Source organism: Marivivens marinus (genome assembly GCF_035969385.1).
GTDB lineage: Bacteria > Pseudomonadota > Alphaproteobacteria > Rhodobacterales > Rhodobacteraceae > SELP01.
The window spans coordinates 278,104-298,065 of record NZ_JAYKKJ010000005.1; the positions used below are offsets into that span (position 1 = coordinate 278,104).

Annotated in this window: 17 protein-coding genes; 6 read left to right on the forward strand and 11 right to left on the reverse strand. The window is 65.0% G+C overall.

The window, feature by feature from the left end:
- Positions 1–56: 56 nt before the first annotated feature.
- Positions 57–800, forward strand: a complete 744-nt coding sequence (ygfZ, locus tag U3648_RS10440) for a CAF17-like 4Fe-4S cluster assembly/insertion protein YgfZ (protein ID WP_420859171.1) — start codon at positions 57–59, stop codon at positions 798–800.
- On the opposite strand, the gene U3648_RS10445 is transcribed toward ygfZ, so the two are convergent.
- Positions 797–1,624 (reverse strand): inositol monophosphatase family protein, encoded by an 828-nt coding sequence (locus U3648_RS10445; RefSeq protein WP_420859172.1) that lies wholly within the window; start codon positions 1,622–1,624, stop codon positions 797–799. The two genes, ygfZ and U3648_RS10445, sit on opposite strands and share 4 nt — an antisense overlap.
- A gap of 31 nt (positions 1,625–1,655) precedes the next feature.
- Positions 1,656–2,219: an elongation factor P gene (gene efp, locus U3648_RS10450; RefSeq protein WP_420859173.1), complete on the reverse strand. Its 564-nt coding sequence runs from the start codon at positions 2,217–2,219 to the stop codon at positions 1,656–1,658.
- Between the two features lie 228 nt (positions 2,220–2,447).
- On the opposite strand from efp, the gene U3648_RS10455 reads away from it, so the two are divergent.
- Complete coding sequence (locus U3648_RS10455; RefSeq protein ID WP_129683594.1) at positions 2,448–2,771, forward strand: DUF6280 family protein; 324 nt, start codon at positions 2,448–2,450, stop codon at positions 2,769–2,771.
- 78 nt (positions 2,772–2,849) lie between these two features.
- Here U3648_RS10455 and U3648_RS10460 read toward each other — a convergent pair whose 3' ends face one another.
- Complete coding sequence (locus U3648_RS10460) at positions 2,850–4,472, reverse strand: glycosyltransferase family 87 protein (protein ID WP_420859174.1); 1,623 nt, start codon at positions 4,470–4,472, stop codon at positions 2,850–2,852.
- Positions 4,473–4,625: 153 nt separating this feature from the next.
- Between U3648_RS10460 and U3648_RS10465 the strand changes: the two genes are divergently transcribed.
- Both U3648_RS10465 and hrpB read left to right on the forward strand, forming a co-directional pair.
- The gene (locus tag U3648_RS10465; RefSeq protein WP_420859175.1) at positions 4,626–5,936 is read left to right on the forward strand and encodes a P-loop NTPase family protein; all 1,311 of its coding nucleotides are present in this window, start codon (positions 4,626–4,628) and stop codon (positions 5,934–5,936) included.
- A 233-nt stretch (positions 5,937–6,169) separates the two neighbouring features.
- Entirely contained in the window at positions 6,170–8,593 is a 2,424-nt protein-coding gene (gene hrpB, locus U3648_RS10470) for an ATP-dependent helicase HrpB (RefSeq protein WP_420859176.1), read from the forward strand.
- A gap of 64 nt (positions 8,594–8,657) precedes the next feature.
- Here hrpB and U3648_RS10475 read toward each other — a convergent pair whose 3' ends face one another.
- Positions 8,658–9,680 carry an aspartate-semialdehyde dehydrogenase gene (locus tag U3648_RS10475; RefSeq protein ID WP_420859177.1) on the reverse strand — a complete coding sequence of 341 codons (1,023 nt, stop codon included), beginning with the start codon at positions 9,678–9,680 and terminating at the stop codon, positions 8,658–8,660.
- An 81-nt stretch (positions 9,681–9,761) separates the two neighbouring features.
- The gene (locus tag U3648_RS10480) at positions 9,762–10,940 is read right to left on the reverse strand and encodes an MFS transporter (RefSeq protein ID WP_420859178.1); all 1,179 of its coding nucleotides are present in this window, start codon (positions 10,938–10,940) and stop codon (positions 9,762–9,764) included.
- Between the two features lie 110 nt (positions 10,941–11,050).
- Here U3648_RS10480 and U3648_RS10485 point away from each other — a divergent pair, with 110 nt between their 5' ends.
- Together U3648_RS10485 and U3648_RS10490 are read left to right on the forward strand one after the other, a co-directional pair.
- Positions 11,051–11,659 (forward strand): TetR/AcrR family transcriptional regulator, encoded by a 609-nt coding sequence (locus U3648_RS10485; RefSeq protein ID WP_420859179.1) that lies wholly within the window; start codon positions 11,051–11,053, stop codon positions 11,657–11,659.
- Positions 11,656–12,399 (forward strand): CPBP family intramembrane glutamic endopeptidase, encoded by a 744-nt coding sequence (locus U3648_RS10490; RefSeq protein WP_420859180.1) that lies wholly within the window; start codon positions 11,656–11,658, stop codon positions 12,397–12,399. Before U3648_RS10485 ends, U3648_RS10490 begins: the two co-directional genes overlap by 4 nt.
- A gap of 7 nt (positions 12,400–12,406) precedes the next feature.
- Here the strand turns inward: U3648_RS10490 and iolB are convergent, their stop codons facing one another.
- The 6 genes from iolB to U3648_RS10520 form a co-directional block, all read right to left on the reverse strand.
- Positions 12,407–13,216, reverse strand: coding sequence for a 5-deoxy-glucuronate isomerase (iolB, locus tag U3648_RS10495; RefSeq protein ID WP_420859181.1), 810 nt, complete (start codon positions 13,214–13,216; stop codon positions 12,407–12,409).
- Between the two features lie 160 nt (positions 13,217–13,376).
- Complete coding sequence (iolE, locus tag U3648_RS10500) at positions 13,377–14,276, reverse strand: myo-inosose-2 dehydratase (RefSeq protein WP_420859182.1); 900 nt, start codon at positions 14,274–14,276, stop codon at positions 13,377–13,379.
- Between the two features lie 13 nt (positions 14,277–14,289).
- On the reverse strand, positions 14,290–16,125 hold the full coding sequence (gene iolD, locus U3648_RS10505) for a 3D-(3,5/4)-trihydroxycyclohexane-1,2-dione acylhydrolase (decyclizing) (protein WP_420859183.1): 1,836 nt from the start codon (positions 16,123–16,125) through the stop codon (positions 14,290–14,292).
- Positions 16,126–16,130: 5 nt separating this feature from the next.
- Positions 16,131–18,053, reverse strand: coding sequence for a bifunctional 5-dehydro-2-deoxygluconokinase/5-dehydro-2-deoxyphosphogluconate aldolase (locus U3648_RS10510; RefSeq protein ID WP_420859184.1), 1,923 nt, complete (start codon positions 18,051–18,053; stop codon positions 16,131–16,133).
- Between the two features lie 6 nt (positions 18,054–18,059).
- Positions 18,060–19,064 (reverse strand): inositol 2-dehydrogenase, encoded by a 1,005-nt coding sequence (gene iolG, locus U3648_RS10515; RefSeq protein WP_420859185.1) that lies wholly within the window; start codon positions 19,062–19,064, stop codon positions 18,060–18,062.
- An 11-nt stretch (positions 19,065–19,075) separates the two neighbouring features.
- Positions 19,076–19,873 (reverse strand): SDR family oxidoreductase, encoded by a 798-nt coding sequence (locus tag U3648_RS10520; RefSeq protein ID WP_420859186.1) that lies wholly within the window; start codon positions 19,871–19,873, stop codon positions 19,076–19,078.
- Between the last annotated feature and the right edge of the window lie 89 nt (positions 19,874–19,962).

Here is a 19,962-nt window from a genome sequence, read left to right on the forward strand (position 1 = left end):
GCTGACAGGCGCCTGCGTCCACCCTATATCCCGATCAACGCGAAGGGAGCTGCCCCATGTCCGACACCCGCACCATTTTGGCGATCACCGGCGAGGATCGCGCCCATTTCTTACAGGGTCTGGTCACCAATGACGTCGGCAAGACCCGTGACGGCGGGATCGTCTACGCGGCCCTTCTAACGCCGCAGGGTAAGTATCTGGCCGATTTTTTCCTCAAGTGTGACGGAGACCGCATCCTGTTGGATGTGGACACGGCCCTTGCCCCGGCGCTGGCGCAACGTCTTTCGATGTACAAGCTACGCGCCAAGGTCGGGATCGAGGAGACAGCGCTGCAGGTTCGTCGCGGGACCGGCCCCATGCCGGACGGCGCGGTCATGGACCCGCGCGATCCGGCGCTCGGCTGGCGCCTTTATGGCGCGGAAGGGGGGGGCGACGGCACCGACTGGACCGCCCTACGCGTGGCCCGCATGGTGCCCGAAACTGGCATGGAACTCACCCCCGACAGCTACATCCTTGAAATGGGGTTCGAACGGTTGAACGGCGTCGATTTCCGTAAGGGGTGCTATGTCGGGCAGGAGGTCACCGCCCGGATGAAGCACAAGACGGAGTTGAAAAAGGGCTTGGCCCGCGTGGCGATCAGCGGGGACGCCACCCCCGGCACCCCGATCTTGGCAGGTGACCGAGAGGCGGGCACCCTGCACAGCGTCGCCGGCGATCAGGCCCTTGCCTATCTGCGGTTCGACCGCGCGACCGGCCCGTTGACCGCAGGCGCGGCACGGGTGATCTGGCAGCAGGACTAGCCGAGCAGGATCGGCCGCAGGATATCAGCGACCTCGTGCCAGCCCTTGTCCGACCCAGCCACCAGAAGCGGCCCCTGCCGGCGCGCCGCGAGATATTCCTCGCCGGTCAGCAACCGCGCGACGCCCCCCGCCCGACGCGCCGCATGCGCGCCCGCCAGATGGTCCCATGGGTTCAGCATGGCGGACAGGATGAACTCCACCCGCCCCTGCGCCAGAAGCCGGTATTCATGGGCCGAACAGCGAAGCGACTGCACCCGCCCGAACTGGGCAAAGGCCGCGCCAAGGGCCGGCTGGACCTGTTTGGGGAACAGGAACAGGGGGATGAAACCTGTCATCTCCTCGGCCTGTGCAGTGGTAGATGTTGTTAGTGGCGTCCGGGCGCCATCCGGGGACATGAACCACGCGTCGTCCCCCACCTCGACCCAGTCGTCCATCAGCGGGTCATAGATCACCCCCCAGACGGTCTGGCCACGGTATTGCACCGCGACGATGACCCCAAAGGTGGCCAACCCGTTGGCAAAGTTCCATGTGCCGTCAACCGGATCGACCACTACGGCCCAGTCCGCCCCGTCCAACCGGTCCAAGAGCGTCGGGTCGGCCGAGACCGCCTCTTCCCCGACCACCAGCGCTTCGGGCCAGTCGGCCGCGATGCGGGCGGTGATCCGGGCCTCGGCCTCGCGGTCGGCAATGGTAACAAGGTCCGCGGGGCCGGACTTGGTCCCGATCTGGTCGGCGGTCAGGCGGCGGAACCGGGGCAGGATGTCCAGCGCCGCCGCATCGCGCACCGCAGACAGCAAAAGGGCGCGGCGAGCCTCTGTCAGCATCTCCGCGCCCTCCCCTGTCCGGTCCGAAGCCTTAGGCCCGTTCGGAATACTCCATCGATTCCGTGTTCACGATGATCTTTTCGTCCTGCGCGATGAAGGGCGGGACCATGATCCGCACGCCGTTATCAAGGATCGCGGGCTTGTAGCTGTTGGCGGCGGTCTGCCCTTTCACGACCGGCTCGGTCTCGGTCACGGTGCAGGTGACTTTCTGCGGCAGGGTCGCGTTCAGCGCCTCTTCCTCGTGGTATTCGATGACAACGGTCATCCCGTCCTGAAGGAAGGGACGGCGTTCGCCCAGAAGGTCGGCGGGCAGTTCGATCTGTTCGTAGGTGTCGGTATCCATAAACACCAGCATCCCGTCATTTTCATACAGGAACTGCTGGTCCTTCTGTTCCAGCCGGACCCGTTCAACCTTGTCCGCGCTGCGGAACCGTTCGTTCAGTTTCGACCCGTTGCGCAGGTTCTTCATTTCGACCTGGGCAAAGGCGCCGCCCTTGCCGGGCTTGACGTGATCGACCTTCACAGCGGCCCAAAGGCCACCATCATGTTCAAGGATGTTTCCGGGGCGGATTTCGTTTCCGTTGATCTTGGGCATGTTCGGACCTGTGGCAAAATTATGGCAAATTGGTTGTTTCGAGGGGTTTGAGACCTATATCTGGAGGCGAAGCAACCTGGGGCGACCCCAAATATGCCAAAAACGCCGGTTCAGCCATGCACTAGACGCATGGCTGCCATTCCAAAAGAGGCCCCCCGAATCGGATCAAAGTAGGCATATTGCGCCTCACGCCTGAACCACAAGAGCAAAAACAACAAAGGACGCCAGATGAAGGATTTCGTTGACGGCACCGCGTTCAACAACGAACAAGGCAACCGCGCCCGCAAACTGTTTGCGGCCGTTGTTCTTGCCGCACTTGATGACGCCATCGCCGACGACAAGAAGTACGGCAACGGCCCCGAACAGATCGCCCGCTGGGCGCGGTCGCGGGACGGTCGTGAAGTCTTGTCTTGTGCCGGGATCGACCCGAACGAGCGGGTTGTGAAGGGTCTTATGGAGTTTGTCTCCAAAGGTGTGCGCACCTCTGTCGCGCTGTCGCGCGAGGAAAGCGAGCGCCGCCACGCCGCCGAGCAGGCCGCGGAAGCCGCGTAAGTAGCGCTGCCCCGGCCCGTTTGTGGTGCCGGACCGAAGACGGGCCCCGATGGGGCCCTTTTTCGTTGGGCCGACGTCCTATCCCTTGCTGTAGAGGATATAGAGGTCAGTGCGCCGGATTTCGGCCAGACCGTCAGTACCTTCGGCCTCAATCGCCTTGAGAACCTGCGCCTGAACGTCCTGCACCACCGGGCAGATCGGGATCAGCAGGTAATCGGCCGAAGCATATCCCGGCAGCCCGCCGTAATACCAAGGCGCCCCGCCGACAAGCGGTTCGAAATCCCCGAACAGCCAGTAGGAGGAGAACAGATCGGCTGCGAAGATCCGCTTGCCCCCGGCCAGCCCCGCCGCTTCCAGATCGCGCGAGATGGCGTCGAAAACGGTCGGAAGCCCCAGTTCGACGTTACAGGTGGCAAAGGTTTCTCCCATGAACTGGGGCGGGTCTTCGCGGTGGTCGGCGTTGGCGTAGGCGGCCAGCGCCATCCCCGGCGCGTCCAGCGCGACCCGGCCATCGACCCGTTCAACCCGCAGGGCCGCGCCTTGCAGGTCTTCGTGGATGCCGCCACGCTGCAACAGCGGCGCATAGGTCGACACATCCACGTTGAAATGCCGGAACGGGCTGTAGGCAAGATTGAAGAAACTGGGCGCGCCGAGGGCAAGTGCCATGGCGGCACAGATGTTCAGCGCCCCGCGCATGTTCCAACCCATGGCGTTGGTCGCCTCGCCCTGCGGGCGCAGGGCCAGCAGCAGAACCGCCAACAGCAAGATCCACTGCGGGTCATTCCCGAAGTTCTGGTAGGTCACATAGAAGAACCCCGGCAGAAGTGTCAGCAGGACCAGCCCGCCCACATCGGCCCGCGCCTGTCGCAGCAGGATCACCCCCATGATCGCGACGAGCGACCCGCCCAGATAGGCTGGTGCGCCGACGACCGCCGATAGCGGCTCGCCCGGCTGGGGCCGCACCTCGGACCGGGCCACGGTCAGCAGGTCCCCCAGATAGGCCAGCCAGAAGTCGGGCCCGAGCCAGAGGGTGATCGCCCCGGCCACCACCGCCCCGGTCAGAAGCGCCACGATCAGGGCGCGGCGCTGTTTGGTCAGGATCAGGGCAAGGACCACCGGAAGGGCGAAGGCCGCGAAATAGGTCACCTTGATCAGGACCATGACGCAGGCCATCAGCCCGATGATGATCCCGTCGATGACGCCACTGCGCGGATGCACCGGCGGCACAATCGCAGCAAGGATCGCGACGAACGCCGCCCCCCAGGCCCAGCGGTTGTAATGCATGGAGATCGACACGCTGCGCTGTGCCTCGCCATGGACCAGCGCCAGCATCAGCACCATGACAACAATCCCGAAGAAGGCGGCAAGATAGGGCGACAGCCGCGACATCGCCACCCACCAGACCGCGGGCAGGATCAGCGCGGCCATCAGGACCTGCGACCAAAGCGTCGCCATGCCGATGCCCATCCCGGATTTCACGAACAGGGCGATAGGGGCAAAGGCCAGCCCGCCGATCGGGGTCATGAAATCGCGATGCGGCACCTGACCTTCCGCCATGCGAAACACGATCTGCATCAGGTGCAGCGTGTCGCCTTCGTGTTTGCCGATGTAGAAACCACCCTTCAGCACCGCTGCCCCGCCCAGAAGGGCGAGGGCCGCCACAAGGATGCCCATCAAAACCGCGGGATTTGGTCTGCTCATGCCTGCCTCTTGGAACGTTTTGTCCATTTTTTCGCCACAATAACCGGGCACAGACAGATTGTGTAAAGGAATACCGCCGTGGGTCCGACAACCTCTTCGGGCGCGGCGGATGTGTCACAAAGGCCGAATGCACAGGCAGGAACGAGCAAACCGATGAACATGCAAACCTCGAACGTCATTGCACCCCCGGCGCCGAAATCGCTGGAACAGATGCAGCTGCCGCTGGTGATGATGCGGGACATCCTGATCAAGACGATGTTCCGCAAGAACATCGACCAGGTCAGCGAATTGGCCCGGGCGATCTGTCTGCCGATCCCGGTGACGCAGGAACTGGTCGATCTGGCGCGCAGCCAGAAACTGGTCGAGGCGACAGGCACATTGCACGCCAATTCGGGCGGGGAAATGGGCTATCAGCTGACCGATGGCGGCAGGGCCCGTGCGCTGGATGCGCTGGCGCAGTCCGAATACTACGGCGCGATGCCTGTCCCGCTCGAGGTTTATGCCGAACAGGTCAAGCGCCAGTCGATCAAGAATATCCAGGTCACCCGTGACCAGCTGACCGGCGCGATGGGGCACCTTGTCCTGCCGCCGGAACTGCTCGACAACCTTGGGCCCGCGGTTTCGGCCGGGCGGTCGATCCTGATGTATGGTCCGCCGGGCAACGGGAAATCCTCGATCTCGAACGGGATCCGGGATTCGTTGGGCGACAAGATCTACATCCCGCGCGCCATCGAATACGCGGGCCAGGTGATCACCGTCTATGACCCGATCGTGCATTCGGCGGCCGAAGAACAGGCCGACGACCCCAACTCGCTGCGCCGTACCGGCAACCGCTATGACACCCGCTATGTCCGCTGCGAACGGCCCACGGTGATCACCGGCGGTGAACTGTCGTTGTCGATGCTTGACCTTGTCTATAACCCGGTCGCCCGGACCTATCAGGCGCCGCTACAGTTGAAATCGACCGGTGGCATCTTCATCATCGACGACCTTGGCCGTCAGGAAGAACCGCCGCAGAAGATCGTCAACCGCTGGATCGTGCCGCTGGAAGAAGGGCGCGATATTCTTGCGCTGCAATCGGGCGAGAAATTCGAAGTGCCCTTCGATACGCTGGTGATCTTCTCGACCAACTTCCACCCGAACGAAATCTTCGACAAGGCGGCGCTGCGCCGGATCTTCTACAAGATCAAGATCGACGGGCCGTCGCAGCAGGATTTCCTGAAGATCTTCGCCATGGTCGCGCGCAAGAAGAAGATGCCGCTGGACGAGGCGACACTGGTCCACCTTCTGAAGAAGAAATACCCGACCATCGACAATATCTATGCCAACTACCAGCCAGTGTTCCTGATCGACCAGATGATTTCGATCTGCGAATTCGAAGGCATCCCCTATCAGATGTCGCCGGAACTGATCGACCGGGCCTGGGCCAACATGTTCGTCAAGGAAGAAAAGATCGTCCACTAGGGAGGGTGGGTTGAAACCCGCCTTACGTTTGAGGGGCGCTGCCCGTCTGGCCCATATCGGGCCATTCACCCCGGGATATTTATCGACCCAAAGTAGGGAGCTGGACACAGCGTCCATTCTTCTTTGGGTTTCAAGTATCCTCGGGGGGTCCGGGGGGCGAAGCGCCCCCGGGTAAGGTGGGTTTCAACCCACCGCCCCTTGCCCGGTCCGGGTCCGCGCCCCATAAACGCCCCATGACCACCCTGCCCATCGACGCCGCCCTGCCGGAACTGATTGCCGCCCTTCGGGCCGCGGGCCGCGCCGTGTTGCAGGCCCCGCCGGGGGCGGGCAAGACCACACGCGTTCCCTTGGCCATGCTGGAGGCCGGGCTGGTGACGGGCCGTGTCCTGATGCTTGAACCCCGCCGCCTTGCCGCCCGCGCCGCGGCGGAGCGGATGGCGGAAACACTGGGCGAGCAAGTTGGTCAGACCGTTGGCTACCGGATGCGAGGCGAGGCGAAGTCCAGCGCCGCGACCCGGATCGAGGTGGTGACCGAGGGCATCCTGACCCGCATGATCCAGTCCGATCCCGAATTGCCCGGCATCGGCGCGGTCATCTTCGACGAATTCCATGAACGGTCCCTGAACGCCGATCTGGGCCTTGCCCTCACATGGGAGATCCGGCAGGCGCTGCGCGACGACCTGATCCTTCTTGTCATGTCCGCGACCCTTGACGCCGCCCCGGTGGCCGAATTGCTGGACGCGGCCCCGATTATCACCTCGGAAGGGCGCAGTTTCCCGGTCGCGGTTCACCAACTCGATACGCCCCTCCCCAAGACACGCCGCTATGAAGAGGCCGTTGCCGATCTGGTGGCCGATGCGGTCGCCCGGACCGAGGGCGGCGTTCTGGTCTTCCTGCCCGGAGAGGGCGAAATCCGCCGGGTCGAAGCGCTGTTGGCCCGGCGGCTGCCACCTGACTGCCACTTGCGCCCCCTGTTCGGCGCCTTGCCCTTTGCCCAGCAACGCGCCGCCATCGGGCCGGTCGCCTCGGGTCGCAAAGTGGTCCTGTCGACCTCGATCGCGGAAACTTCGTTGACCATTTCCGACATCCGCGTTGTGGTGGACGGGGGCCGCGCCCGCCGCGCCCGCTATGACCCCGGGTCGGGCATGTCACGGCTGGTCACCGAACGGGTCAGCCGGGCCGAGGCGACCCAGCGGGCGGGCCGCGCGGGCCGGGTTGCGCCGGGCGATTGTTTCCGCCTTTGGACCAAGGGAGAGGACGGCGCCCTGCCCGCCTACCCCCCGGCCGAGATCGAGGCGGCGGACCTTGCAGGGCTTGCGCTGGAATTGGCGCTCTGGGGGGCGGACGGTCTTGCCTTCCTGACCTCGCCACCCGAGGGAGCACTGGCCGAAGCACGGGCCCTGCTGCAGGCGTTGGGGGCGTTGGACGGGCAGAACCGCATCACCGCGCACGGCCGCGCGCTGGCCGCCCTGCCCCTGCACCCCCGCCTTGGCCATATGCTGCAGACGGCGGGCGCGCAGGCTGCCCCGGTTGCGGCACTTCTGGCCGAACGCGACCCGTTGCGCGGCGCGACTGTGGACCTGTCCCTGCGGATGGCCGCGCTGCGGGGGCGCTACGACGGACCAGGCACCGCCCATCCCCCGACATTGGACCGCATCCGGACCGAAGCAAAGCGTCTGGCCCGCGGCCTGCCCGAGGCCGCGCCCCTGACGCTGGCCGAACAGCTGGCGCTGGCCTACCCGGACCGGATCGGGCTGCGCCGCAAAGGCGACGCCCCGCGCTATGTCCTGTCCGGCGGCAAGGGCGCGGTGATGGAAGAGGCCGACCCGCTGGCCGGGCAACGCCTGATCGTGGCGACCGATCTGGATGGCAACCCGCGCGAGGCGAAGATTCGGCAGGCTGTCGCAATTTCCGAAAGCGAGGTGCGGGGGCTGTTCGCCGATCAGATCCACTGGGCCGAGGTCTGCGACTGGTCCCGCCGCGACCGCCGCGTTCTGACCCGCAAACAGGAACGGCTTGGTGCGCTGGTGCTGGACGACCGGACTTGGCCGGACGCCCCGGACGCGGCCATCGCCGGCGCTATGTGCGCCGGTGTCCGCGACCTTGGGCTGCGTCTGCCTCCGGCGGCCATGCGATTCCGCGCCCGGGTGGAACTGGTCCGGGCGGGCGGAACGGAACTGCCGGCGATGGACGACGCCACGCTGTTGGAAGGTTTGGAAAACTGGCTTGCCCCCTATCTTGCCGGGGTCCGCACCGCCGAAGACTGGAAACGGTTCGACCCGCTGCCTTCCCTGCGGGCGATGCTGGACTGGGGCCAGATGCAGGCGCTGGACGCCGCCGCCCCTGCCCATTTCGAAACCCCTTTGGGCCGAAAGATTCCTATCGACTACGACAGCGACCCGCCGCAGATCAGCCTGCGCCTGCAAGAGATGTTCGGCGTCACCCGGCATCCGACCGTGGGGCGGACCCCGTTAAAGGTGACGCTTCTGTCGCCGGGCCAGAAGCCCATTCAGGTCACATCGGACATTCCCGGTTTCTGGGCCACCTCCTATGCGGATGTGCGCAAGGACATGCGGGGCCGATACCCCAAACACCCTTGGCCCGAGGACCCGACCGAGGCCGACCCGACCCTGCGGGCAAAACCGCGCGGGACATAGGGGTATCCCAACGAAAAAGGCGCGCCGCAGTTGCGACGCGCCTTCCTAATTCTGTCCGGTTGAATCAGCCCTTTTTCAGGCAGCGCTGGCCCAGAACCTCGGCAATCTGCACGGCGTTCAGCGCCGCGCCCTTGCGCAGGTTGTCCGAAACGCACCACAGGTTGATCCCGTTTTCGATGGTGCTGTCCTGACGGATACGGCTGATGAAGGTGGCATAATCGCCGACGCATTCGATCGGGGTGACGTAGCCACCGGCCTCGCGCTTGTCGATGACCATGATCCCCGGCGCTTCGCGCAGGATGTCGCGGGCTTCGTCTTCGTCCAGGAAGTCCTCAAACTCGATGTTGATCGCTTCCGAATGGCCGACGAAGACCGGCACGCGCACGCAGGTCGCGGTCAGCTTGATCGACGGATCGAGGATCTTCTTGGTCTCGGCGACCATCTTCCATTCTTCCTTGGTCGACCCGTCGTCAAGGAACACGTCGATATGCGGGATGACGTTGAAGGCGATCTGCTTGGGGTAGACGGACGGGGCCACCTCCTGACCGGGGACATACATGCCCTTGGTCTGGTTCCACAGTTCGTCAATCGCGTCCTTGCCGGTGCCCGACACGGATTGGTAGGTCGACACGACCACCCGCTTGATCGTGGCCCGGTCATGCAGCGGCTTCAGCGCCACGACCATCTGCGCGGTGGAACAGTTGGGGTTGGCGATGATGTTCTTCTTGGCATAGCCCTCGACCGCCTCGGCGTTCACTTCGGGAACAATCAGCGGCACGTCCGGGTCGTAGCGATACAGCGACGAGTTGTCGATTACCACGCAGCCCTGCCCTGCGGCCTTGGGCGCGTATTTCTTGGTCGCGTCCGACCCGATGGCGAAGAGCGCGATATCCCAGCCGGTGAAATCGAAGGTGTCCAGATCCTGGGTCTTCAAAGTTCGATCGCCAAAGCTGACTTCGGTGCCCAGCGATTTTCGGCTCGCGAGGGCCGCGATCTCATCGACGGGGAACTCGCGCTCGGCGAGGATGTTCAGCATTTCGTGGCCCACGTTGCCCGTGGCGCCAACGACGACGACTTTATAGCCCATTGGCATGGCTCCTTGGTTGAGAGACGCGCGGGCTATAGCCCGCCTTCGCGTCAAGGAAAAGGGCCAAAGGGGGTTCGGGGCCTAGTCTGTCCGGTCCTGCGACAAAAGGTAGACAGCCAGCCCGACAACCAGCGCCAGCCCGGCAAACAGGAACAGCGCCGCATAGGGTTCCGCCGCCGTCTGGGCACCGTCTGCACTGGCGGCATAGATCGGGCGGGTGACGAATTGAAACAGGCCGACGCCCCCAACCCCGAACAGGTTGATCAGCGTCACGCCGCGCCCGGTCAGATGCGCCGGGAAGAAGGCCTTGGCATGGGCCACCAGCATCGGGAAGGATGCCCCGGCAAAGCCGACAAGAGCCAGCAACGCGACCGACACCCAAAGCCCCCGGTCCGGCATGGCATAAAGCGCGAGGCAAGCCACGGCCCCCAGCGCATTGCCTGCGAAGATCACCCACTTGCGGGTGCCAAAGATCCGGTCCATTGGTCCGTAGGCAAAGTTGCCCGCGATCATCGCCAGCCCCATGATCAGGGTCACGGTCCCGATGGTGCCGACATCCGCCGCAAAGACATCCCGCGCATAGGGGGCCACCCACAGCCCACGCAGCCCCGCCGAAGGGGCGTAGTTCACCAGCATCATGATGAAGATCGGCCAAAGCGCGGGCATGGCCAGCAGGGTCAGGACCGACCCTTTCGCCGTGCTGACGACCTTTTCCGGGTCTTTGACCGTGGCCCAGATGATCAGCGCGACCAGAAGCGTCAGCGCGGCGATGCCCATGACCGTTTCGCGCCACCCGAACAGGCCGACGGCCCATGCCATGGGGGCCGCGGAAAAGATATTGCCAAGGCTGCCGATCCCGATCGTCATCCCCGCAAGCGTCGCGAAGACGGCAGGGGAATAGACACGGGCGAAAATGAAATAGGACGCCATCAGGACCGGCGAACAGCCGATCCCGATCAGCGCCATGGCAAGGCTGATGTGCAGGGGCGACTGGGCCATGGCGAACAGAACCGCCCCGCCCGCACCGCCAATCGCCAGAAGAACCGTCGCGGTCATCCGGGGCCCGACCCGGTCCAGCGCCGCGCCGACTGGGATCTGGAAGCCCGCGAAGATCAGGAACCAAAGGCCCGAGGCAAAGGCCAGATCTTCCGGCGTCGCGCCGATATCCGCCTCAAGCGCCGGGGCAAGCACGGCCAGAAAGGCACGATAAAACTGGCTCAGCACATAGCCCGCAATCAGCGACGCGATTCCGATCTTCATGAGTTTTCCCCCGTTCGCTTGGCGAAGATGCATCCAGTGGGGAAAAAGGCAAGGGCAACCGCCGTCGCGGGACGTTGCATTTACCGACACATGTCGGTAATTGGGAATCCATGCGCAACCGACTGAGCAAGACAGACCGCCGGACGATGATCCTGGACGCAGCCGCGGCCCTGTTTGCGGCCAAGGGCGTCGACGGGACAGAGATGGAGGATATCCGGCAGGCCTGCGGGATTTCGCGGGGCGGGCTTTACCACCATTTCGCCAACCGACGAGACGTGCTGGACGGGCTGGTGGACCGTGAAATCAGCGCGCTTGCGCGTGTACTTGACGACGAAAGCCAGTCGCCGCTGCCCGCGATCTTGCGCGCCGGGTCGGGTCACCTTGGGGCCGAAACGGGGCTTTTGTCAGCGCTGCGGACAGGGGCCGACCGGCAGGACTATCTTGCCGCTGTCGATACCGCCCTTATCCGGCATGTGGCACCGAGGCTGGCATTGCGGCTGCGGGGACAGGTGCGGGACGGGGTCGATCCAGAGCATGTGGCAGAGCTGTTCCTGACCGTTAACGCCCATATCAACCGGCGCCAGATTCTCGGCCACTGGGACAACCGTGCTGCCGCCGCCTTCGCCGGGACGGCGCTTCGGGCCCTTGCCCCCCTTCTGGCCGACCCGGACCAATTGACCCCGATGATCAGCACCCTGGCCGGAAAGGATGCCCCATGACACAGATTACGATCTTCCTCGGGCTGACCTTCGGGATTTCTCTGGCGGGGTTTGCCTGTATCTGGGCGATCCCATCGGCCCGCAGCCCGGAAACCCTGACCGGGTTGCCGTTCTGGATCGTGATGGTCTGGGGGCCGTCGCTGGCCGCGATCATCATCGCCCTGCGGCACGGGCAACTCCCAGAGCTTCTGGGTCGCATCGTGCAATTTGCCCAGGTTCCCCTGCCGGTCTGGGGGATCGTCATTGCGCCTCTGGTGATCCTGCTGATCCTTCGGCCCTTCGTCCCGGACGACCCGATGCCGCTTGGCCTGGGGATGGGTCTGGCGATGGTCGGGTTCAACCTGATCCTCGGTCCCTTGGGCGAGGAACTGGGCTGGCGCGGGGTCTTGCAGGACCAGTTGCACCCCAAGGTCGGCTGGCTCGGGGCCTCCCTGATGGTCGGGGCGATCTGGACGGTCTGGCATCTGCCGCTTTGGACGATCGAGTCCCCGCACGCCCAGATCCGCCTGCCGCTGTTCGCCGCGCATTGCATGGTCTACGCGGTGACTATTGGGGCAGCACATGCGCTGTCAGGCGGGTCGCTGATGCCCGCGATCCTTCTGCACCTGACGTTTAACCTTGCGTCGAACTACGCGGTCTTTGCTGGATATCGTGATCCGAATGCGTGGTTCAGCGCCAGCCTTTTGCCCTACATTGCGCTGGCTGTTGGGGCCTCTGCCCTTGTCGCTTTGATCAGATAGCGGGGTACTACTTCGCGTCTCTGTCCATGATCCATTGCACGGCGGGGTCTGGTTTGAACCGCCATTTGCGGCGGGGGCCGGCCATGACGTTGAGGTAGTACATCTCGAACCCGTAGGGGGCGCCGCAGGGGTGGTGTCCGCGTGGGACAAGCACCACGTCGCCATCCTTGACCGCCATGGTCTCGTCCAATGTCCCGTCCTCGGTATAGACCCGCTGGATGCCGAAGCCGTCGCCGGGGTTCAGCCGGTGGTAGTAGGTTTCTTCAAGATAGGTGATCTCGGGATAATCGTCCTCGTCATGCCGGTGGCTGGGATAGGACGACCAATGCCCGTCGGGGGTGAAGACCTCGGTCACCAGAAGGCTGTCGCAATAGTCCTCGGCCTCCATCGCGATGTTGTTGATATAGCGGGTGTTCACGCCGGTCCCCCGCTGGGTCAGGGTAATCCCGTCGGGCCCGATTTTCCGCGCGGGGTGCCCGCCGTGGCCGGGCGCCGAACAGACCGCGACGGTGCAATCGGTGTCCGCCACCAGCGACCAGTCGCTGCCGTTGGGGACATAAAGGCAATGCGGCGGGGTCTTTTCGAAGACATCCATCCGGTCGCCCAGCACGCCCCAGTCCTGCCCGGCGGCCGTGATCCGCGCCTTGCCTTCGACCATCACCAGGATCACCTCGCGCCCGCCCGTCGCCTCTGCCGCCGTCTCGCCCGCGCGCAGCCGGTAGAGCGAGAAGCCGACATAACGCCAGCCCGCGCTTTTGGGGGTGATCTGATGCACCTTGCCGTGGGTGCCGAAGGGTTTCTTCAGAAGGTCAGCCATGGATCGGTCCTTTCGTGTTGAGGTGCGGTCGCGGCGTGACGCCTTTGTGCAAGGGTTTGGGCGCCCGCCCTCCGGGCCGGTCGGGCGATCAAACCCGCCCTATAAGCCTTCGCGACGCTCAGGCGGGGCGGGTTTGACCCCATGATGCGACGGTGGCTGATTACCCCGCGATCTCCAGCCCCGCCTCTGCGCAGACCTTGAGGATATGTTCATAGCCCATCTTTGAATAGTCATAGGGCGGCGCCTTGGCTGGGTCCTGTTCCGCCTCGACCACGATCCAGCCGTGATAGTCGATGGATTTCAGGTGGTTGGCCACCGCCTGGAAGTCGATGCAACCGTCCCCCGGCACCGTGAAGGCCCCGGCGATCACCGCGTCAAGGAAACTTCGGTCGTTGGCCCGCACATCGGCCACCACATCGGGCCGGATGTCCTTGAAGTGGACGTGGTGCACCCGGTCGCCCCAGCGGGTCAGCGTCGCCATCACATTACCACCGCCGAACAGCAGATGCCCGGTGTCAAAGCATAGCTTCACCTCGTCCCCCGACCCTTCCATGAGCCAGTTCACGTCGTCTTCGCTTTCGATGATCGAGCCCATGTGATGGTGATAGGCAAAGTTCATACCCCTGTCTGTCATCCACTTGGCCACCTCGGTGATCTTCGCCGCATAGGCCAGGACCTCGTCCCGGGTCAGGCGGGGGCGGGCGTTGACCGGCACGTCCCTAATGCCCTGCACGGTGTTGGAACATTCGGCATAGACGATGCAGGGGGCGTCGAGCGCGATGAACTGGTCCACCTGCTGGGTGATCGCCGCAATCTCGGTGGCCGTGTCATTGACCAGCGACGCGCCAGAACACCAGCCGCCGCAGAGCGCGATGTCGTATTTCTCAAGATAGGCCCGCAGCCCTTCGGTGTCATGCGGCATCCGCTGGCCGCGCTCCACCCCGGTATAGCCGATCTCGCGGGCCTCTTTCAGGGCCTGCTCCATCGTATAGGCGGCGGTGATGTCCGGCAGATCGTCGTTCTGCCACGCAATGGGGGATATCCCGATTTTCACGCTCATCTCTGGCGCCCTTCTACACTCTGTTCTGCGACTTGCGCTTGGTTTCAAAATTGGCCCGGGCCGCGTTCACCTGCGGCCGGACAGACACTTCCGGCACGCCCACTTCCCACCAGGTTCCGCCATGCGGGGTGGAGGGGTACGGGTCGGTGTCCAGCACGATCGCATAGACCCCGTCGTGGTCTTTCGCCAGCGCCAGATGCTCTTCCAGTTCGGCGATCGAGGCGGCTTTGACCGCCTTGGCCCCCATGGACCCGGCATGGGCGACAAAGTCGATGGCCGACGGGTTTTCGTGAACCGTGTGGTCGAGAAGGCAGTTGAACTCCGCCCCGCCGGTGCCCATCTGCAGCCGGTTGATGCAGCCAAATCCCCGGTTGTCGGTGATCACAAGGGTGAACTTGATCCCCATCATGACCGCCGTCGCCAGCTCCGAGTTGGCCATCATATAGGTGCCGTCGCCGGTAAAGCAGACCACGTCGCGGTCCGGTTCGGCCATCTTGATCCCGATGGCCCCGGCAATCTCATAGCCCATGCAGCTAAAGCCGTATTCCATGTGATAGCTGCCCGGGCGGCCCGCCTTCCACAGCTTGTGCAATTCGCCCGGCATGGTGCCCGCCGCGCACATCACCACGGTGTCGGGCCCCGCCGACCGCTGCACCGCGCCCACGACCTGCATGTCGGTCGGCAGGGCGTTGGCGTCTTCCTCCGGCGCATCGGTCAGCGGATCGACCTTGGCAAACCACTCCGCCTTCAGCGAGGCGTCGGGCGCCGGGAATGTCGTGCCCGCGATCGCCGCCGACAGCGCCTCCAGCCCCGCCTTTGCATCACAGCAGAGCGGTTCCGCCCCGTGCTTCATGGCGTCATAGGCCTGCACGTTCAGGCTGACCAGCTTGCGCCCCGGATTGGCGAACAGCGACCATGACCCGGTGGTAAAGTCCTGGAACCGGGTGCCGACCCCGATCACCAGATCGGCCGCGGCGCAGACAGTGTTGGCGCTTTCCGCCCCCGTCACCCCGATGGGGCCCAGGTTCAGCGGGTGATCCCAGGGCAGTGCCGATTTGCCGGCCTGGGTTTCCACCACCGGGATCTGATGCGCCTCGGCAAAGGCGCGTAGGGCGTCGGTCGCGTGCCCGTAATGGGTGCCGCCCCCGGCCACGATCACCGGCGATGTCGCGGCCTTCAACAGGCCCGCCACCCGTGCCACCTCGGCCGGGTCGGGGCGCTGTTCGCGACGGTGCCAGACGCGTTCGTCAAAGAACGCCTCGGGCCAGTCATAGGCCTCGGCCTGAACGTCCTGACAGAAGGCGAGCGTGGCCGGGCCACATTCGGCCGGGTCGGTCATCACCCGCAGTGCGCGCGGCAGGGCGGTCAGCAATTGTTCGGGCCGGGTGATCCGGTCAAAATACCGGCTGACGGGGCGGAAGGTGTCGGTCGCCGTCACCGTGCCATCAGCGAAGTTCTCGGGCTGTTGCAGAACCGGGTCCGGCCCGCGATGGGCAAAGACATCGCCGGGCACGAACAGCACCGGCAGGCGGTTCACATAGGCCAGCGCGCAGGCCGTCACCATATTCGTCGCCCCCGGCCCGATCGAGGAGGTCACCATCATCGCCCGGTCCCGGCGCAGCTGCTTGGCATAGGCAATCGCCGTATGCGCCATGGTTTGTTCATTGTGGCCCCGATAAGTGGGCAGCACGTCGCGCGCGCCGTGCAGCGCCTCGCCCAGTCCAGCGACGTTGCCATGGCCGAAGATCGCCCAGCACCCGGCGATAAAACTCTCGCCCGAAGGCGTCTTTTGCGCGGCAAGGTATTTCACCATCGCCTGCGCGGCGGTCAGCCGGATTGTCTTGCCCATTGCTGCTACTCCTTGTTCACCCCGGCACCCGCCCGGGCCTTGTCCCAAATCTCGCAGAGCCGCGCGAAGCGGCCCGCCATCTGTTCAACCGCCGCGGCGTCATCCATCGCGCCCGTCATCCAGGCCCGCGCCGCATCGCCAAAGATCGTCCGCCCCACGGCAAAGCCCTTCACCAGGGGCTGCTTCGCCGCCAGCGCAAAGCTTTGCGCCAGTTCCGCCTCCGGGGCGTCCAGCCCCAGAACAACGATGCCGCGCGTGTGCGTGTCATGCGCCTCGATCGCCGCCACGGCATTCTGCCAGGCGGCCTCGGTCTTGAACGGCTCCAGCTTCCACCAGTCGGGGTAAACGCCCGCGGCATAGAATTGTTCGATCAGGGTCGCTGTGGTCGTGTCATCCACCGGGCCGACCTTCGACGGGATCACCTCCAGCAGGAACTCAAGCCCGCCCCGCCGCGCCGCCGTGAACAGCCGCTTGACCCGCGCCTCTTGCGTGGCGCGCGTGTCGGCATCGTCGCCGGGGTGGCAAAAGACCAGAAGCTTCACCACGTTTTCCCGCGCCCATTCGCGGAACTGGCCCAGATCCTCGCCCAGCTCCGGCTCGAAGGCGATGGGGCGCGAGCCGGGCAATTCCGTCGGCCGCCCGATCCACAGCCCCGTCCCCGAGGCCCGGTGCAGCGCCCGCCGCCCGATCCGGTTGTCGCACAGGATGCCATAGCCGCCCTGCCCGGCCTGCACCCGCAGGGCCGCCTCCAGGCAAAGCTCCTTGAAGGCCGCGCCTTTTGCGGAGGTATAGCCCGCCATTTCCTCCAGCTGCAGCCGGTGGTCGAAGGCAAAGGTCTTGACGCTGTCCCAACGTCCCTTGCGGTTGGTCGACCAATGGATTTGCTCCAGCTCCGGGTCGTTGCGCAGGTCCGGGCGGACCACGCCACGGTCCAGAAAGAACTCCAACTCGGCCAGCGACGGATAGGCCGGCGTGCAGCCGTGGCGCGACACCGCGAAGGCGCCGCAGGCATTGGCGTATGTCAGCGCGGTGGGCCAATCCGCCCCGTCCAGCCAGCCCTTCAGAAGCCCCGACATGAACCCGTCGCCCGCGCCCAGCACGTTGAACACCTCGATCGGAAAGCCCGGCCCCGTCTGCCCGTCATCAAGGCTGTCGGGGATCGCGCCCTCGAAGGCCACGGCCCCCGCTGCACCCCGCTTGCAGACCAGCGTCGCGCCCGACACCGCCCGCACCGCGCGCAGCGCCGCGATGGTGTCCGTGGTGCCGCCCGCGATGTGGAACTCCTCTTCCGTGCCGACGATCAGGTCGAACAGGTGCAGCGTCGATTGCAGCTTCGCCGTCACCTTGGCGCTTTCGACAAAGCGGCTTTCGCCGTCGCCATGGCCCGCCACGCCCCAAAGGTTCGGGCGGTAGTCGATGTCCAGCGCGGTCTGCATCCCCGCCGCCCGGGCGATCCGCAGCGCCTTCAGCGTCGCCGCCTCCACCTTGGGGTTCGACAGATGGGTGCCCGTGGCCACGACCGACCGCGCCTCGCGGATAAAGCCTTCGTCGATATCGTCTTCCGACAGGGCCATATCCGCGCAATTCTCGCGGTAGAAGATCAGCGGGAACTGGTCCTCGTCGCGGATGCCCAGCAGCACCAGCGCGGTCAGACGGTCAGGGTCGGTCTTTACCCCCCGCACGTCCACGCCCTCGGCGGCCAGCTGCGACCGGATGAACCGGCCCATGTGTTCATCCCCCACACGGGTGATCAACGCCGACCGCAACCCCAACCGCGCCGTCCCCGCCGCAATGTTCGTCGGGCTGCCGCCAATGTACTTGTCAAAAGACCCCATGTCCTCCAACAAACCACCAACCTGAGACCCGTAAAGATCAACAGACGATCGGCCGATCGTGATAACGTCAAGGGATTTGGTCGCGTCGGTCATGTCGTGTCAGCCAGTGATTTCCGAAAGTTTTACCGCCCGGCCCTCGGCCACCGATGTCACGGCGGCATCGGCCAGCGCCAGCGCCATCATCCCGTCATGCCCGGTGGTGGGCGTCGCCGCCCCATCGGCCACGGCGGCGACGAAGGCCGCGATCTCGTTGGCATAGGCCGCGGTGTAGCGGGTCATGAAGAAGTTCAGCAGTGGCGGGCGGGCAAAGCCCGCGGTGCCCGCAAAGTCGATGTTCGCCTCGTGCTGGTTGCGGGCCGCGACCATACCGTCAGACCCTAGAACCTCGATCCGCTGGTCATAGCCATAGGCGGCACGGCGCGAGTTGGTGATGATCGCCTGCTTTCCGCTGGCCGTGCGCAAGATCACGTTGACGCTGTCAAAATCACCCGCCGCGCCGATCTCGGGATCGGTCAGGACCGAGGCGGCGGCCATGACGGTGTCCACTTCTTCGCCCAGAAGCCAGCGGGCCATGTCGAAATCGTGGATCGTCATGTCGCGGAAGATACCTCCGGACCGCTTGATGTAATCCACCGGCGGCGCGCCGGGGTCGCGGCTGGTGATGGTGACCATTTCGACGGTGCCGATGCGGCCCTCGTCGATGGCGGATTTCACGGCCATGAAATCAGGGTCGAACCGGCGGTTGAAACCGACCATCAGCGTCGCGCCTTCCGCTTCGACGGTCTTGAGGCAGGCCTGAACGCGGGCCAGCGACAGATCGACCGGTTTTTCGCAGAACACCGCCTTGCCCGCCTTCGAGAACTGTTCGATCAGATCCGCGTGGGTGTCGGTGGGGGTGCAGATGATCACCGCGTCCACGTCATCGCTGGCGGCGATGTCGTCGATGCTGCGGATATCGCAGCCGTATTTATCTTGCATGGACTGCGCCGCCGCCGCGACTGGATCGGCGATCGCCACGAGGGTCGCCCCCGGAACGGTTGCGATTGCGCCTGCGTGAACCTGCCCGATGCGGCCCGCGCCCAGAACACCAAACCTGACTGTCATGTTGTCTTCCTTCATTCGGGATAGGCCCCGGGAACAAATTGATCGAAGTCGATGACCGTGCCGGTCATGACCCCGGAATGAGAGCTGAGGAGATAGCTGGCCAGCCCGGCAAGATGGGCGGGTTTGACCAGCATCCCCATGGGTTGCGCGGCTTCTGCCAGTGCCAGCCAGTCGTCGCCCGCGCCGTGCCATTTCTTCTGAACCGCGTCTTCACCTTCGGTATCCATCCAGCCCGGCGCGATGGCGTTTACCCGGATCCTGTCGGCCCGCAAGGCCATGGCGGCGTTCTTTGTCACGTTGGCCATGGCCGCCTTGGAGGCCGAATAGGGCGCAAGGAAGCTTTGGCCGACATGGGCGGCACTGGACAGGATGCTGACGCAGGTGGCCGGATGGCCGGCGGCGCGCGCCCGCTGTGCAAAGCGCTGGATTGCAAAGAACGGCCCACGGGCGTTGACGTTCATCAACTTGTCCCACAGGTCGGGGGTGGCATCGAGAACCCCGCCCCGGTCGGACAGGCCGGCGGCAAGGGCCAGCGCGTCCAGTTTGCCAAAGGTATCGGCGGCGAAATCCACCATCGCCTGTGCGGCCTCTGGGTCGGCCATGTCGGCGCGAAAGAACCGCACGTCGGCCCCGCCCTTTGACATGGTCGCGGCGGCGGCGTCCCCCTTGGCCGCGTCCCGGCCCACGATCACCAGTTTTCGGCAACCGTCCGCGATCAAGCGGTCGGCGATGGCCCGGCCCACGCCCTGCGCCCCGCCGGTGACCAGCGCGACCGTATCGGCATGGGGAAGTTGAGTTTCGTTCGTCACTTGGACAACCTTTCAGGGACCGCCAAGACGGCGGAGATCACGGTCCTTCGGCAAAGGCCCGAAGGAAAGCTTGGGTCAGGCGGTCGAAG

What these genes read in the sequence shown, in the direction of transcription:
- hrpB (WP_420859176.1), top strand. Translation starts at nt 6,170, where the DNA reads ATGACCACCCTGCCCATCGACGCCGCCCTGCCGGAACTGATTGCCGCC.
- U3648_RS10465 (WP_420859175.1), top strand. Translation starts at nt 4,626, where the DNA reads ATGAACATGCAAACCTCGAACGTCATTGCACCCCCGGCGCCGAAATCG.
- iolG (WP_420859185.1), bottom strand. Translation starts at nt 19,064, where the DNA reads ATGACAGTCAGGTTTGGTGTTCTGGGCGCGGGCCGCATCGGGCAGGTT.
- iolD (WP_420859183.1), bottom strand. Translation starts at nt 16,125, where the DNA reads ATGGGCAAGACAATCCGGCTGACCGCCGCGCAGGCGATGGTGAAATAC.
- U3648_RS10490 (WP_420859180.1), top strand. Translation starts at nt 11,656, where the DNA reads ATGACACAGATTACGATCTTCCTCGGGCTGACCTTCGGGATTTCTCTG.
- U3648_RS10485 (WP_420859179.1), top strand. Translation starts at nt 11,051, where the DNA reads ATGCGCAACCGACTGAGCAAGACAGACCGCCGGACGATGATCCTGGAC.
- U3648_RS10475 (WP_420859177.1), bottom strand. Translation starts at nt 9,680, where the DNA reads ATGGGCTATAAAGTCGTCGTCGTTGGCGCCACGGGCAACGTGGGCCAC.
- U3648_RS10480 (WP_420859178.1), bottom strand. Translation starts at nt 10,940, where the DNA reads ATGAAGATCGGAATCGCGTCGCTGATTGCGGGCTATGTGCTGAGCCAG.
- U3648_RS10460 (WP_420859174.1), bottom strand. Translation starts at nt 4,472, where the DNA reads ATGAGCAGACCAAATCCCGCGGTTTTGATGGGCATCCTTGTGGCGGCC.
- iolE (WP_420859182.1), bottom strand. Translation starts at nt 14,276, where the DNA reads ATGAGCGTGAAAATCGGGATATCCCCCATTGCGTGGCAGAACGACGAT.
- U3648_RS10445 (WP_420859172.1), bottom strand. Translation starts at nt 1,624, where the DNA reads ATGCTGACAGAGGCTCGCCGCGCCCTTTTGCTGTCTGCGGTGCGCGAT.
- U3648_RS10510 (WP_420859184.1), bottom strand. Translation starts at nt 18,053, where the DNA reads ATGACCGACGCGACCAAATCCCTTGACGTTATCACGATCGGCCGATCG.
- ygfZ (WP_420859171.1), top strand. Translation starts at nt 57, where the DNA reads ATGTCCGACACCCGCACCATTTTGGCGATCACCGGCGAGGATCGCGCC.
- iolB (WP_420859181.1), bottom strand. Translation starts at nt 13,216, where the DNA reads ATGGCTGACCTTCTGAAGAAACCCTTCGGCACCCACGGCAAGGTGCAT.
- U3648_RS10455 (WP_129683594.1), top strand. Translation starts at nt 2,448, where the DNA reads ATGAAGGATTTCGTTGACGGCACCGCGTTCAACAACGAACAAGGCAAC.
- efp (WP_420859173.1), bottom strand. Translation starts at nt 2,219, where the DNA reads ATGCCCAAGATCAACGGAAACGAAATCCGCCCCGGAAACATCCTTGAA.